Here is a 13,137-nt window from a genome sequence, read left to right on the forward strand (position 1 = left end):
CCCTGGCGTCGCGCGGAGCCCGGCGCACGCGTTCCGTGCGCAATGGATCCACCACCCCCCCCGGGCCCCCCAGTGGGGGGGGGGGGACCCCAACAGCCGGCCCACGCCCCCCCCCCCCGGTGCCCGGGGGCCGGCCGTCCGCGGTCCGACGTCACAGGGGAGCGCCGGACCGCGGACGAACCACCGGGCCCCGTCAGGCGGGCTCGCCCCGCCAGTCCCCGTCCCGCCGCGCCCAGCGCACGGCGGGACCCACCGCGTGGCCCGCCGCCGCGAACAGCACGCCCAGCACCGCCCAGCCCGCCCCGCCCTGCTGGATCGCCGTCACCGTGACCAGCGCCGGACCCGCCATCATCCCGGCGGACACACCCACCCCGAACACACCCTGGTAGACGCCGTGGGCACGGGCGTCGGCGAGTTCGTAGCCAAGGGTCCAGCCACCCGCCGCGGACAGCACCTCGGCGAGGACCTGCACCACCGCGCCCACGGTCAGCGCCGCCACCGCCCACACCGGGGACAGCCCCGCGGACACCGCGTACGCCGCACAGGACACCGTGAGCAGCGGGCCCGCCCACCCCATCGCCCGGACCGCCGCCGGGACCCGGGAGGCGCGCCGGGCCACCCGCACCTGCAGCAGCGCCACCAGTACACAGTTCACGATCAGCAGCAGGGCCGCCGTCCAGCGCGGTGCCTCGGTCCGCTCCACGATCCACAGCGGCAGACCGACCTCGCTCAGGGTGTACTGCACGCACAGCACCGCGTTGAGCACCGTCACCGCCAGGTACGGCAGATCCCGCACCGCACGCCAGCGCTCCGCGGCCGGCGCGTCGGCCGCGTGCCGCGCCCGGTCCAGCGCGTGCGGAGCCAGCGGCAGCCGGCGCACCATCAGCGCGGGCCCGAAGAACGACAGCGCGTTCAGCACGATCGCCGTCCCGTACGCGGCCCTCGTGTCCAGTTGCAGCGCGACCGCCCCGAACGCGCCGCCCACCCCGATGCCCACGTTCGTGACCATCCGCAGATAGGCCCGCGCCTCCACCCGTGTCGCCGCGGGCAGCACGTCCGCGTAGATCGCGCCCTGCACCCCGCGACTGGCCATCTGCAGCCCGGTCGCGCAGATCACCGAGGCGAGGAAACCGGCGTACGAGTCCACCAGGACGTAGGCCGCCGTGGCCACGCCCGTGCCGCCCCACAGCAGCGCCCCGACCTGCCGGGCCCCCCACCGGTCGGCGGCCCGTCCCGCGGGGACGCCCGCCACCACCCCGACCAGCCCCGCGATCGTCAGACCGAGCCCCACGGCGGTGGCGTCGAGGCCGACGACGCGCGTGAAGTACAGCACGCCCAGCGGGAAGTAGAGACCGTTGCCGAGGGAGTTGACCAGGGTGAGGAGGGTGGCGCGGCGCAGCGCCGGGTCGGCGGGGAGCAGTCCGGCGGCTCGGGTGGCACGCTCCGGGCGCGCGGCCGCCGCCGCGTCGGCGGCCGGGGATCGCGGTGTCGTCGTCATGGGAACAGCGAACCGTCCGGCCGCGGGAGGCCGACAATCATTTAGCGTGGAGCTCAATGATTGAGTTCCGCTTCGCCGTCGACGACCTCGCCACCACCTCCTTCGCCTACTCCCCGCTGCAGGAGGCGGTGTTCTCGCTGCGCTGCCTGCACGACCCGGGCCGCTATCCCCACCACCGGCCCTGGCTGCGCCGTATCCGTCCCCGCATGGAGTCCCTCGACCACGAGCTGCTCACCGCCCTCGTCGCCCCCTGGCTGTGGGTGCCGGACTTCCTCACCCCGCGCCCCGAACGGGCCCGCCCCGCCTTCGCCGACGAACTGGACGAGGTCCGCGCCACCCCGCACGGCCTGGTCGACACCGACTTCCGGGCCACCTACCGCACCGAGGACGCCCTGCCGTCCGTCGTCGCCCAGGGCCTGGCCGACCCCGCCGCGCTCCTCACCCGGATCGCGGACGCCCTCGACGCCTACTGGCACGCCTGCCTGGCCGACGACTGGTGGCCCCGGGTGCAGAGCATCCTGGAGGCCGACCTCGCCCACCGGGGGCGGGTGCTGACCGAGCAGGGCGTCGGCGCGCTGCTGTCGGGACTCGACGCGCGGCTCAGCTGGACCGGCCACGACCTCCGGCTCGCCACCGAGGACTTCTGGGGGCGCGCCCCGTGGCCCGAGCCCGGAATCAGCATCGCCGGGCGTGGCATGGTGCTGCTGCCCACCCTGTTCGCCCGCGGCGCCCAGCCGCTGATCGACCCCTCGCGCCCACCGACGCTCATCTATCCGGCCCGCGGCCGGGCCACCCTCTCGGAGAAGCCGCCCCCGGTCACCGACCGCGCACTGGCACGCCTCCTGGGCCGCCCCCGCGCCCGGCTGCTCCTGCTGCTCGCCGAACCGGCGTCCACCACGGAGCTGGCCCACCGCCTCGAGGTCACCCCCGGCGCCGTCAGCCAGCACCTGGCCGTCCTCTACGACGCGGGCCTGCTCAGCCGCACCCGCAGCGGACGGATCGTCCGGTACACCAGAACCACGCTCGGCGACGAGCTGTGCCGCTAAGCGCCCACAGCGGCGAGCATCGGGGCGCGCGCCGCGTCGTACCGCTCCAGCAGCAGGCGCCCCACCTCCGGCGCCGGGCCGAGCACGTCGGCCAGCACGTCCGCCTCCGCCGCGCCCCGCGCGATGCGGTCCGGCAGGAAACCGGGGGCCAGGACGTACGGGGCGACCGCGACCCGCGCACAGCCGAGCTCTCGCAGCTCTCTCACCGCGTCCTCGGTACGGGGAAGGGATGCGGAGGCGAACGCAGGCCGCACGGCGCACCAACCGGTGTGCCGCCACTCCCGCGCGATTGCTGCGATCACTGCGATCGCCTCCGGGTCGGTGGATCCCGCCGAGGCCAGCACGACCCCGGTCGAGGACTTGTGGGCGGGCGTCAGGCCCGCCTCGTACAGACGGCGCTCGAGCGCCGAAAGCAGCAGCGGCGACGGGCCGAGCACCTCCGCCTGCCGGATCCGCAACCGCGGCGGGGCGTCCCGCAGCACCGCCGGGATGTCCGCCTTCGCGTGGAAGGCGCGGGTCAGCAGGAGCGGGAGCGCCACGACGTCACGTACGCCCTCCGCCGCCAGCGACTCCAGCACCCCGTGCACGGACGGGACGTTGAAGTCCAGGAAGCCGGTCTCCACGCGCAGCCCCGGCCGCAGTGACCGTACCCGCCGCACCAGGGCGTGCACGGTCGCGGCGTGCCGCGGGTCGCGGCTGCCGTGGGCGATGACGAGAAGAACCGGCTTTTGGCGCACGCGACTTCAGCCCTTCACGAGCAGGCCACGGCTGCGCAGCACCCACCGCTCCAGCGGACTGAAGATCAGCAGGTCGATGGCGATACCGACGAACAGGATCAGGAAGATGGCCTCGAACACCATCGACATGGAACTGGCGTTGCGGCCGTTCTCCAGCAGCGCGCCCAGGCCGATGCCCAGATCGGGGGAGGAGGCGATGATCTCCGCCGCCATCAGCGAACGCCAGGAGAACGCCCAGCCCTGCTTCAGACCCGCCAGGTAGCCCGGCAGCGCGGCCGGCAGGACTATGTGCCAGGCACCCTTCAGGCCCGTCGCACCCATCGTGCGGCCGGCCCGCAGGAACAGCGGCGGCACCTGGTCGATGCCGGACACCAGGCCGTTGGCGATGGACGGGACGGCGCCGAGCAGGATCACCGCGTACATCATCGAGTTGTCCAGGCCCAGCCAGATCACCGCCGGCGGCACCCACGCCACGGACGGCAGCGACTGGAGGCCGGACAGGACCGGGCCGATGGCCGCGCGCACGAACTTCACCCGCGCCACCAGCAGACCCAGCGGGGTGCCGATGGCCAGCGCGAACAGGAAGCCCAGCAGACCGCGCGAGACACTCGTCCAGATGTAGCCGAGCAGCTTGCCTTCCAGCCAGGCGTCCTTGAACTCCTTGCCCACGTCGGCGGGTGACGGGAGCTTCGTCGGATCGTCGACGATCCTGAACGAGATCAGGGCCTGCCACACGGCCAGCACCACCGCGGTGGCGACGAGCGGTGGCAGGATCTTGCCGGTGAAGGTCTGCCGGAACGGAGTCCGGCCGGTGACGGCGCTCTCCAGCGCGTCCAGGCCGGCCTCGACGCTTCCCGCGTCCGTGGCGGTCTTCGTCTCAGTGCTGGCCATGACGGCGGATCTCCCCACGCAGTACATCGGTGATCTCGAGGGACAGTTCGGCGACCGGCGCGTCCTCGATACGCCGCGGCTGGGGGATGTCCACCTGCCACTCGCGGGCCACCCGGCCCGGACGGGACGACAGCAGCACGACCCGCTGCGCGAGCCGTACCGCCTCGCGCACGTTGTGCGTGACGAACAGGACGGACAGCCCCGTCTCCTCCCAGATCCGGGTCAGTTCGTCGTGCAGCAGGTCGCGGGTGATGGCGTCGAGCGCCGCGAACGGCTCGTCCATCAGCAGCAGCCGGCTGTCCTGGGCGAGCGCGCGGGCCATGGCCACACGCTGGCGCATACCACCGGACAGCTCGTGCACACGCTTGCCGTACGAGCCCTTGAGCCGTACGAGTTCGAGCAGCTCCTCGGCCCGGCCGCGCCGCTCGTTCTTCGCAACTCCCCCGAGCTTCAGGGCGAGTTCGATGTTCTTGCCCGCGGTGAGCCACGGGAACAGGGCGTGTTCCTGGAACATCAGGGCGGGGCGCCCGTGGGTCGTGATGCTGCCGGCGGACGGCTGGTCGAGCCCGGCCACCAGGTTCAGCAGGGTCGACTTGCCGCAGCCCGAGGCCCCCAGAAGGGTGACGAACTCGCCCGGCGCGACATCCAGCGTGATGTCGTCGAGGACGAGCTGCTGCCCGGCGGGACCGGCGAAGGACTTCGAGACGTGCTCGATGCGGGCGGCGTGCTCGACCACCTCGACGTCATCGGCCTTGGCGAGGGCGGTTGCCATGATCGTCACCTCCTGGGAACTCTCGGATCCGGACTTACTTGACGCCGAGACCGGCGTCGTCGACGGTGCTCTCGCCCTCGGCCTCGAGGACCTTGTTCAGGAGAGTGAGGTCATAGATGCCGTCCAGCTTCGGATCCTCCAGCAGACCCGCCTTGACCGCGTGCCGCGCCTCGGCGTCGAGCGTGGAGGCCAGCGGGTCGTCGGTGATCTGGATGGACTTCCACGCCGGGTCCAGGACGCCGGCGGGCAGCTCCTTGCCGGAGTCGATGCCCAGCTGCCTGTTCGCCGCGGCCTTCGCCTCGTCCGGGTTGGCGTTGATCCACTTGTTGGTCTCGGCCGACGCCCTCAGAACGGCCTCGACGGCCTTCGGGTGCTCCGTGAGGAACTTCTGCGACACGATGATGTTCGTGATCACGAACTTCTTGTCCGGCCACAGCGTCGACTCGTCCAGGAGCACCTTGGCACCCTCGGCCACCAGCTTGGACGCGGTCGGCTCCGGCACCCAGGCGCCGTCGACGGAACCGGACTTGTAGGCGTCCGGGGTCACCTTGTTGTCGGTGCGGACCACCGACACATCGCCCTTGCCGCTCTCCGCGTCGACCTTCCAGCCCTGCTCCGCCACCCAGTTCAGGAACGCCACGTCCTGGGTGTTGCCGAGCTGCGGGGTCGCGATCCGCTTGCCCTTGACGTCCTTCAGGGACTTGATCTTCTTCGGGTTCACCACGAGCTTCACACCGCCCGACGCCGACCCGCCGATGATCCGCAGGTTCTTGCCGGCCGACTTGGTGTAGCCGTTGATCGCCGGGGAGGGGCCGATCCAGCCGATGTCGATGGAGCCCGAGTTGAGGGCCTCGATCTCGGACGGGCCGGCGTTGAAGATCTGGTACTTGGCCCGGGTGGCGCCGAGCTCCTTCTGGAAGAAGCCCTTCTGGTTGCCGACCAGCGCGGTGGCGTGGGTGAGGTTGCCGAAGTAGCCGATCTTGACGGAGTCGAGGCCGTCGATCTTCTTGGCCCCGGCGGCGACCTTCGCGTCGGAGGTGTCGCTTTCGGCCTTCGACCCGTAGCCGCAGGCGGCGAGTGCGAGGAGGGGGAGCGCGGCGGCCACGGCGAGGCCGCGGCGAAGAAGGGTTGAGCGGTTGGCAGGCACGGGAGGCTTTCCTCTCGTTGGCCCGGCGGGTCACGGTCTCTCAGGTCGTGGCCGGGAGATCGGCAGGTCTTCGCTTGCGGTGGGGGGTGAGGGCGCGCAGGCAGTGCGCGTACGTCACCGCACACATCGCGCCACTCCGCCCTGCCCGCTGCCGAGGGCGCCGCTGCCGACGCGGCCGCCCTCCTTCGCGAACATCGAGAAGAAGTCGCTGGTCTTCATCTCAGAAGTCCCAACCGTCGTCTTCGGCCTCGTCCTTGACCGGCTCCGGGGAGGCGAAGGACTCGCCGACCATGCCCGCGGTGAGCGTGGTGCCGTCGTTCGGGTCGATCAGGATGAACGAGCCGGTGCGGCGCGAGTCGGCGTAGGAGTCGACCGGCAGCGGCTCGGCGGTGCGGATCTTCACCCGGCCGATGTCGTTGGCGACGAGCTGTCCCGGGTGCGGGTGCAGGGACAGGTCGTCGAGCGTCAGACGGGACGGGATGTCCTTGACGATCGCCTTGACCGTGCGGGTGCCGTGCTTGAGCAGCACGCGGTGGCCGACGGACAGCGGCTGGTCGGCGACGTGGCAGACGGTGGCCTCGACGTCCTGGGTGGTCGCCGGGGCGTCCTTGCTGGGCACGATCAGGTCGCCGCGCGAGACGTCGATGTCGTCCGCCAGCAGGATGGTCACCGACTGGGTCGTCCAGGCCACGTCGACCGGCCTGCCGAGCAGGTCGATGCCGGAGACCGTCGTCGTCCGGCCGGACGGCAGGATCGTCACCCGCTCGCCGACGCGGAAGGTACCGGCGGCGATCTGGCCCGCGTAGCCACGGTAGTCCGGGTGCTCGGCGGTCTGCGGCCGGATCACGTACTGCACGGGCAGCCGCGCGTGGCAGTGCGCCAGATCGTGGCTGACCGGGACGGTCTCCAGGTGCTCCAGCACCGTCGGGCCGCCGTACCAGTCCATGTTCGCCGACGCCTCCACGACATTGTCCCCGGCGAGCGCCGAGATCGGGATCGCGGTGACCTCGGGGACGCCCAGCTCGGTCGCGTACGCCGTGAACTCCTCGGCGATCGCCGCGAACACGGACTCCCGGTAGTCGACGAGGTCCATCTTGTTGACCGCGAGGACCACGTGCGGGACGCGGAGGAGGGCGGCGATGGCGGCGTGCCGGCGGGTCTGCTCGACGACGCCGTTGCGGGCGTCGACGAGGATCACCGTGAGCTCGGCGGTGGAGGCGCCGGTGACCATGTTGCGCGTGTACTGCACGTGGCCCGGGGTGTCGGCGAGGATGAACCGGCGGCGGGGCGTGGCGAAGTAGCGGTAGGCCACGTCGATGGTGATGCCCTGCTCGCGTTCGGCGCGCAGGCCGTCGGTGAGCAGTGCCAGGTCGGGAGTGTCCTGGCCCCGGCTCGCCGAGGCGCGCTCGACGGCCTCCAGCTGGTCGGCGAGGACGGACTTGGAGTCGTGCAGCAGCCGGCCGACGAGCGTGGACTTGCCGTCGTCGACGGAGCCCGCGGTGGCGAACCGCAGCAGGGTGGTGGCCGAGAGTTCCTCGGTCGTCGTGGTGCTCATGCTTAGAAGTACCCCTCGCGCTTGCGGTCTTCCATCGCGGCCTCGGAGAGCTTGTCGTCGGCGCGGGTGGCGCCGCGCTCGGTGAGCCGGGAGGCGGCGATCTCGGCGATCACCTTCTCGATGCTGTCGGCGTCGGAGTCGACGGCGCCGGTGCAGGACATGTCGCCGACGGTGCGGTAGCGGACCTGCCGCTTCTCGACGGTCTCCCCGTCCTTGGGGCCGCCCCACTCGCCGGCGGTCAGCCACATGCCGCCGCGCCGGAACACCTCGCGCTCGTGCGCGAAGTAGATCTGCGGCAGTGCGATGCCCTCACGGGCGATGTACTGCCACACGTCGAGCTCGGTCCAGTTGCTGAGCGGGAAGACACGGACGTGTTCGCCGGGGGCGTGCCGTCCGTTGTAGAGGTTCCACAGCTCGGGGCGCTGGCGGCGGGGGTCCCACTGGGAGAACTCGTCGCGCAGGGAGAACACCCGTTCCTTGGCACGGGCCTTCTCCTCGTCGCGGCGGCCACCGCCGAAGACGGCGTCGAACCGCTCGCTCTGGATCTTCTCGGTGAGCGGGACGGTCTGGAGCGGGTTACGGGTGCCGTCCGGGCGTTCCTTGAGCACACCGCGGTCGATGTAGTCCTGGACGGAGGCCACATGGAGCCGCAGCCCGTGCTGGGCGACCGTACGGTCGCGGTACTCCAGGACCTCGGGGAAGTTGTGTCCGGTGTCGACGTGCAGCAGCGAGAAGGGGACGGCCGCGGGAGCGAACGCCTTCAGCGCCAGGTGCAGCATGACGATGGAGTCCTTGCCGCCGGAGAACAGGATCACCGGCCGCTCGAACTCGCCCGCCACCTCACGGAAGATGTGCACCGCCTCGGATTCCAGCGAGTCCAGGTGGGACAGGGTGTAGGGGCTGTCCGTGCCCTCGCCGCCCTCCTTGACCTGTGCGGCCGTCGTCATGCCAGTCCCCTCTCGGTGAGCAGGGCGTGCACCGACGCCGCCGACTCCTGCACGGTCTGGTTCTGCGACTCGACGCGCAGATCGGGCGCCTCGGGCGCCTCGTACGGGTCGTCGACCCCGGTGAGCCCCGTCAGCTCGCCCGCGGCCTGCTTCGCGTACAGACCCTTCACATCGCGTACGGAGCACACCTCGACCGGGGTCGCCACGTGCACCTCCAGGTACGCCGTGCCGCCGTCCTGGTGGCGCTTGCGCACCGCCTCGCGGCTGTCGGCGTAGGGGGCGATGACCGGGACCAGCGCCTTGACGCCGTTGCGGGCGAGGAGTTCGGCGAGGAAGCCGATGCGCTGCACGTTGGTGTGCCGGTCCTCGCGGCTGAAGCCGAGGCCCGCCGAGATGAACTCGCGGATCTCGTCGCCGTCGAGCACCTCGACGAGGTGGCCCTGCTCACGCAGCCGGCCCGCCAGCTCGTACGCGATGGTGGTCTTGCCGGCACTCGGCAGACCCGTGAGCCAGACGGTGGCTCCGGTCGTCACGTCGTTCTCCCATTTCGTAGACACGGTCATGTCAGCCGTGCAGCCCGCACTCGGTCTTGGCGCGGCCGGCCCAGCGGCCGGCCCGCGCGTCCTCGCCCGCCAGGACCCGGCGGGTGCAGGGTGCGCAGCCGACGGAGGCGTAGCCGTCCATCAGCAGGGGGTTGGTCAGTACGCCGTGTTCGGCGACGTACGCGTCCACGTCCTCCTGGGTCCAGCGGGCGATCGGGGAGATCTTGACCTTCCGGCGCTTCTCGTCCCAGCCCACGACCGGGGTGTTCGCCCGGGTGGGGGACTCGTCGCGGCGCAGACCGGTCGCCCAGGCCTGGTAGCCCTTCAGTCCCTCCTCCAGCGGCTGGACCTTGCGGAGCCTGCAGCACAGGTCCGGGTCGCGGTCGTGCAGCTCGGGGCCGTACTCCGCGTCCTGCTCGGCCACCGTCCGGCGCGGGGTGAGCGTGATGACGTTGACGTCCATCACGGCCTCGACCGCGTCGCGGGTGCCGATGGTCTCCGGGAAGTGGTAGCCGGTGTCGAGGAAGACGACGTCCACGCCCTTCATCGCCCGGGAGGCGAGGTGGGCGACCACCGCGTCCTCCATGGAGGAGGTCACGCAGAAACGCCTGCCGAAGGTGTCCGCCGCCCACTGGAGGATCTCCAGGGCGGAGGCGTCCTCCAGATCGCGCCCCGCCTGCTCGGCGAGCGCCTTCAACTCCTCGGCCGTCCGCTCTTCCTGAGCCGTCGTCATATGAGTTCATCCCCTCCGTTGTCGGCTCGCTGAAGTCCCTTGGCAAGCAGCCCGAGGAACTTCAGCTGGAAAGCGCGGTTGCACGCCGCGCACTCCCAGGCGCCGTGGCCCTGCTCGCTCGGACGCAGGTCCTCGTCGCCGCAGTAGGGGCAGTAGAAGGGGGCGGCACGCTCGCTCACGACAGCGCCTCCTCGGAGGCGCGGGCCGCCCAGGTCGCGAACCGCTCGCCGGCCTCGCGTTCGGCCTGGAAGCGCTTCAGCACCCGCTCGATGTAGTCGGGCAGTTCGTCCGAGGTGACCTTCAGACCGCGGACCTTGCGGCCGAAACCGGCCTCCAGACCCAGGGCGCCGCCCAGGTGCACCTGGTAGCCCTCGACCTGCTCGCCGGCGTCGTTCAGGACCAGCTGGCCCTTGAGACCGATGTCCGCCACCTGGATACGGGCGCAGGCGTTCGGGCAGCCGTTGAGGTTGATGGTGAGGGGCTCGTCGAAGTCCGGCAGGCGGCGCTCCAGTTCGTCGATCAGCTGCGCGCCGCGCTGCTTGGTCTCGACGATGGCGAGCTTGCAGAACTCGATGCCGGTGCAGGCCATCGTGCCGCGCCGGAACGAGGACGGCCGGGCGGTGAGGTCCAGTGCCTCCAGGCCCTCGACGAGCGAGTCGACCTGCCCCTCCTCGACGTCGAGGACGATCATCTTCTGCTCGACGGTGGTGCGGACCCGGCCCGAACCGTGGGCCTCTGCGAGGTCGGCGATCTTCGTGAGGGTGGCGCCGTCGACGCGGCCGACACGCGGGGCGAACCCGACGTAGTACCGGCCGTCCTGCTGCCGGTGCACACCGATGTGGTCGCGCCACTGCTGGACGGGCTGCTCGGGAGCGGGTCCGTCGATCAGCTTGCGCCCGCCCAGGTACTCGTCCTCCAGGACCTGCCGGAACTTCTCCGCGCCCCAGTCGGCGACCAGGAACTTCAGACGGGCGCGGTTGCGCAGCCGGCGGTAGCCGTAGTCACGGAAGATCGAGATGACGCCCTCGTAGACGTCCGGCACCTCGTCCATGGGCACCCAGGTGCCGAGCCGCACGCCCAGCTTGGGGTTGGTGGACAGGCCGCCGCCGACCCACACGTCGAATCCCGGACCGTGCTCGGGGTGGCGCACACCGACGAACGCGACGTCGTTGATCTCGTGCACCACGTCCAGCAGCGGGGACCCCGAGATGGCCGTCTTGAACTTCCGGGGGAGGTTCGAGTACGCCTTGTTGTTCAGGACGCGGCGCTTCATCTCCTCCAACGCGGGCGTGGCGTCGATGATCTCGTCCTCGGCGATGCCCGCGACCGGCGAGCCGATCATCACACGCGGCGTGTCGCCACAGGCGGTGACGGTCGACAGGCCCACGCCCTCGAGCCGTTCCCAGATCGCGGGGACGTCCTCGATCCGGATCCAGTGGTACTGCACGTTCTGACGGTCGGTGATGTCCGCGGTGCCGCGCGCGAACTCCTGGGAGATCTCACCGATGACCCGCAGCTGCTGGGTGGTCAGCGCACCGCCGTCGATGCGCACCCGCAGCATGAAGTACTCGTCGTCCAGCTCCTCCGGCTCCAGGATCGCGGTCTTGCCGCCGTCGATCCCGGGACGGCGCTGGGTGTACAGCCCCCACCAGCGCATACGCCCGCGCAGGTCGTTGGGGTCGATCGAGTCGAAGCCGCGCTTGGAGTAGATCGTCTCAATGCGTGTCCGCACATTGAGACCGTCATCGTCCTTCTTGAACTGTTCGTTGCCGTTGAGCGGGGTGAAGTGACCCGCGGCCCACTGACCCTCGCCGCGGTGACGGCTCACCCTCCGGCGGGGCGCGGAGGCGGCAGGGTTCTGCGGGGTGGCGGCCATGGTTCTACGTCCTTCGGGACAGGCGGAAAGCGGCTCTGACCTGCGCGTATGGGCGCATCGGGGCATACGTGCGCATCATTGCGCGGGGAGGAGAAAGCAGAGAATGTCGGCGCTGCTGGACCCGTGGCCGAAGGCCACTACGGGCAGTTCAGCCAGCCGGACAGATGGCGCTGGACATGCGGCCGAGGTCGACGTGCCGCCGACTCACCAAGGCAATTCCAGTTCCAGACATGACGGAAGCCTGTCACGGAGATCTGGACACAGTCCAGCTTTATCCAGAATGCGGACGCCCTTGTCCCGGAATGCGAGACAAGGGTGTCGTCGGTCACAAGGCGCGCGGGAGGTCTTGTCGGCGCAGGCCAGGCGGGGTAGGTCAGGCAGGGGATCAGGCGGGGCAGGCCCCGGGCCAGGGGCCCGGCGTGGCGGCCTCGGCCTCCTGCTCGACCTTGGTGTCGAACAGCGTGAAGCCCCGGCGCCGGTAGTTGTCCATGGCGTGCTCGCCGTCCTTGCTGCACGTGTGCAGCCACACCCGCTTGGTCGGGACGCGCTCCGGCCACCGTTCTGCCAGGTCCCACGCCCGGGCCGCCCCGAAGGACAGCAGGTGCCCGCCGATCCGCCGGCCCCGGAACGCGGGGATCAGACCGAAGTACATGATCTCCACGACACCGTCGTCCTGCGGATCCAGTTCCACGTAGCCGGCCGGCGTGCCGCGGTCGTAGGCCACCCACGTCTCCACGCCGGGCCGGTCCAGGTGCTCCTGCCACTGGGCGTAGGTCCAGCCGAGCCGGTCGGTCCACAGGATGTCGCCGCCCACCGAGGCGTAGAGGAAACGGCTGAACTCGGGGGAGGGCACCTCGGAGCGGACGACCCGGACGTCGCCGTCGGGCACGGCGGCGGGAAGGAGGTCGGTCGGGGACGTCTGTTCCAGGGACCAGGTGGTGACGGTGATGCTGCTCATGCAGGCCAGGGAACCATCTACCCCAGTGAACTGTCGATCGAGCTCAGGGGGACGGAGAAGAGCATCCGGTCCGACAGCGACCACACCTCGCCCGTCTCCTGCCAGTAGGAGAGCGGTCCCACGCCCTGCGCCCAGCAGTGGTGCGTCGCGTCCGAGCCGCAGCGGGCGGCCTTCGCCCCCGCGGAGTCCTGGCGCCACAGGCTGCTCCGGCCGTCCGGTGAATCCGCCTGGTGTCCGACGTACCAGGAGGTCCGCGCCGTCCCGGGCGGGTGGTAGGCCAGCACGCCCCGGATCCCGGCCGCCCGTGTCTCGTACGCCTCGACGGCGTCCGCCCGCCCCGACGAGTCGGTGGCGAGCAGGCCGCCGCGGGCGGGGTCCTGGCTGAAGGCGTAACGCCACAGCCGGGCGCGCCGGGCGGGGTCCGCCGGGGTCCAC

The 13,137-nt window shown here is 71.2% G+C and carries 14 protein-coding genes and 1 pseudogene; 1 reads left to right on the top strand and 14 read right to left on the bottom strand.

The features are described 5' to 3' along the window. Positions 1–193 precede the first annotated feature (193 nt). Positions 194–1,498 carry an MFS transporter gene (locus ACFW2E_RS22810; RefSeq protein WP_384468914.1) on the bottom strand — a complete coding sequence of 435 codons (1,305 nt, stop codon included), beginning with the start codon at positions 1,496–1,498 and terminating at the stop codon, positions 194–196. 56 nt (positions 1,499–1,554) lie between these two features. Between ACFW2E_RS22810 and ACFW2E_RS22815 the strand changes: the two genes are divergently transcribed. Continuing rightward, complete coding sequence (locus ACFW2E_RS22815) at positions 1,555–2,544, top strand: ArsR family transcriptional regulator (RefSeq protein ID WP_384468915.1); 990 nt, start codon at positions 1,555–1,557, stop codon at positions 2,542–2,544. Here ACFW2E_RS22815 and ACFW2E_RS22820 read toward each other — a convergent pair. The 13 genes and pseudogenes from ACFW2E_RS22820 to ACFW2E_RS22880 all read right to left on the bottom strand — a co-directional run. Then, positions 2,541–3,281, bottom strand: coding sequence for a sirohydrochlorin chelatase (locus tag ACFW2E_RS22820; protein ID WP_384468916.1), 741 nt, complete (start codon positions 3,279–3,281; stop codon positions 2,541–2,543). The genes ACFW2E_RS22815 and ACFW2E_RS22820 overlap by 4 nt on opposite strands. A 6-nt stretch (positions 3,282–3,287) precedes the next feature. Next, on the bottom strand, positions 3,288–4,172 hold the full coding sequence (locus ACFW2E_RS22825) for an ABC transporter permease (protein WP_384468917.1): 885 nt from the start codon (positions 4,170–4,172) through the stop codon (positions 3,288–3,290). Continuing rightward, positions 4,159–4,944 (bottom strand): ABC transporter ATP-binding protein, encoded by a 786-nt coding sequence (locus ACFW2E_RS22830; protein ID WP_384468918.1) that lies wholly within the window; start codon positions 4,942–4,944, stop codon positions 4,159–4,161. Before ACFW2E_RS22830 ends, ACFW2E_RS22825 begins: the two co-directional genes overlap by 14 nt. A gap of 34 nt (positions 4,945–4,978) precedes the next feature. Then, a complete protein-coding gene (locus ACFW2E_RS22835) occupies positions 4,979–6,091 on the bottom strand; it encodes an aliphatic sulfonate ABC transporter substrate-binding protein (protein ID WP_384468919.1) in 1,113 nt (370 codons plus the stop codon). A 220-nt stretch (positions 6,092–6,311) separates the two neighbouring features. Next, positions 6,312–7,646: a sulfate adenylyltransferase subunit 1 gene (locus ACFW2E_RS22840; RefSeq protein WP_384468920.1), complete on the bottom strand. Its 1,335-nt coding sequence runs from the start codon at positions 7,644–7,646 to the stop codon at positions 6,312–6,314. 2 nt (positions 7,647–7,648) lie between these two features. Further along, complete coding sequence (gene cysD / locus ACFW2E_RS22845) at positions 7,649–8,593, bottom strand: sulfate adenylyltransferase subunit CysD (RefSeq protein ID WP_384468921.1); 945 nt, start codon at positions 8,591–8,593, stop codon at positions 7,649–7,651. Then, positions 8,590–9,156: an adenylyl-sulfate kinase gene (cysC, locus tag ACFW2E_RS22850; RefSeq protein WP_384468922.1), complete on the bottom strand. Its 567-nt coding sequence runs from the start codon at positions 9,154–9,156 to the stop codon at positions 8,590–8,592. The genes cysD and cysC overlap by 4 nt, the downstream gene beginning before the upstream one ends. A 1-nt stretch (position 9,157) precedes the next feature. Next, positions 9,158–9,868 carry a phosphoadenylyl-sulfate reductase gene (locus ACFW2E_RS22855; RefSeq protein WP_384468923.1) on the bottom strand — a complete coding sequence of 237 codons (711 nt, stop codon included), beginning with the start codon at positions 9,866–9,868 and terminating at the stop codon, positions 9,158–9,160. Beyond that, positions 9,865–10,047 carry a hypothetical protein gene (locus tag ACFW2E_RS22860; RefSeq protein WP_384468924.1) on the bottom strand — a complete coding sequence of 61 codons (183 nt, stop codon included), beginning with the start codon at positions 10,045–10,047 and terminating at the stop codon, positions 9,865–9,867. Before ACFW2E_RS22860 ends, ACFW2E_RS22855 begins: the two co-directional genes overlap by 4 nt. After that, a complete protein-coding gene (locus ACFW2E_RS22865; RefSeq protein ID WP_384468925.1) occupies positions 10,044–11,744 on the bottom strand; it encodes a nitrite/sulfite reductase in 1,701 nt (566 codons plus the stop codon). Before ACFW2E_RS22865 ends, ACFW2E_RS22860 begins: the two co-directional genes overlap by 4 nt. Positions 11,745–11,892: 148 nt before the next feature. Continuing rightward, positions 11,893–11,976: a putative leader peptide gene (locus tag ACFW2E_RS22870; protein WP_309500612.1), complete on the bottom strand. Its 84-nt coding sequence runs from the start codon at positions 11,974–11,976 to the stop codon at positions 11,893–11,895. A gap of 153 nt (positions 11,977–12,129) precedes the next feature. Next, positions 12,130–12,702, bottom strand: a complete 573-nt coding sequence (locus ACFW2E_RS22875) for a GNAT family N-acetyltransferase (protein WP_384468926.1) — start codon at positions 12,700–12,702, stop codon at positions 12,130–12,132. A gap of 17 nt (positions 12,703–12,719) precedes the next feature. Beyond that, a pseudogene (locus ACFW2E_RS22880) lies at positions 12,720–13,137 on the bottom strand (hypothetical protein); the annotation flags it as partial.

It is taken from the genome of Streptomyces sp. NPDC058964 (assembly GCF_042741275.1).
GTDB lineage: Bacteria > Actinomycetota > Actinomycetes > Streptomycetales > Streptomycetaceae > Streptomyces.

Bases quoted from the DNA above. Each gene is read 5' to 3' on its own strand.
- ACFW2E_RS22865 (WP_384468925.1), bottom strand. From the start codon at position 11,744: ATGGCCGCCACCCCGCAGAACCCTGCCGCCTCCGCGCCCCGCCGGAGG.
- cysC (WP_384468922.1), bottom strand. From the start codon at position 9,156: ATGACCGTGTCTACGAAATGGGAGAACGACGTGACGACCGGAGCCACC.
- ACFW2E_RS22815 (WP_384468915.1), top strand. From the start codon at position 1,555: ATGATTGAGTTCCGCTTCGCCGTCGACGACCTCGCCACCACCTCCTTC.
- ACFW2E_RS22840 (WP_384468920.1), bottom strand. From the start codon at position 7,646: ATGAGCACCACGACGACCGAGGAACTCTCGGCCACCACCCTGCTGCGG.
- ACFW2E_RS22870 (WP_309500612.1), bottom strand. From the start codon at position 11,976: ATGTCTGGAACTGGAATTGCCTTGGTGAGTCGGCGGCACGTCGACCTC.
- cysD (WP_384468921.1), bottom strand. From the start codon at position 8,593: ATGACGACGGCCGCACAGGTCAAGGAGGGCGGCGAGGGCACGGACAGC.
- ACFW2E_RS22825 (WP_384468917.1), bottom strand. From the start codon at position 4,172: ATGGCCAGCACTGAGACGAAGACCGCCACGGACGCGGGAAGCGTCGAG.
- ACFW2E_RS22830 (WP_384468918.1), bottom strand. From the start codon at position 4,944: ATGGCAACCGCCCTCGCCAAGGCCGATGACGTCGAGGTGGTCGAGCAC.
- ACFW2E_RS22855 (WP_384468923.1), bottom strand. From the start codon at position 9,868: ATGACGACGGCTCAGGAAGAGCGGACGGCCGAGGAGTTGAAGGCGCTC.
- ACFW2E_RS22875 (WP_384468926.1), bottom strand. From the start codon at position 12,702: ATGAGCAGCATCACCGTCACCACCTGGTCCCTGGAACAGACGTCCCCG.
- ACFW2E_RS22810 (WP_384468914.1), bottom strand. From the start codon at position 1,498: ATGACGACGACACCGCGATCCCCGGCCGCCGACGCGGCGGCGGCCGCG.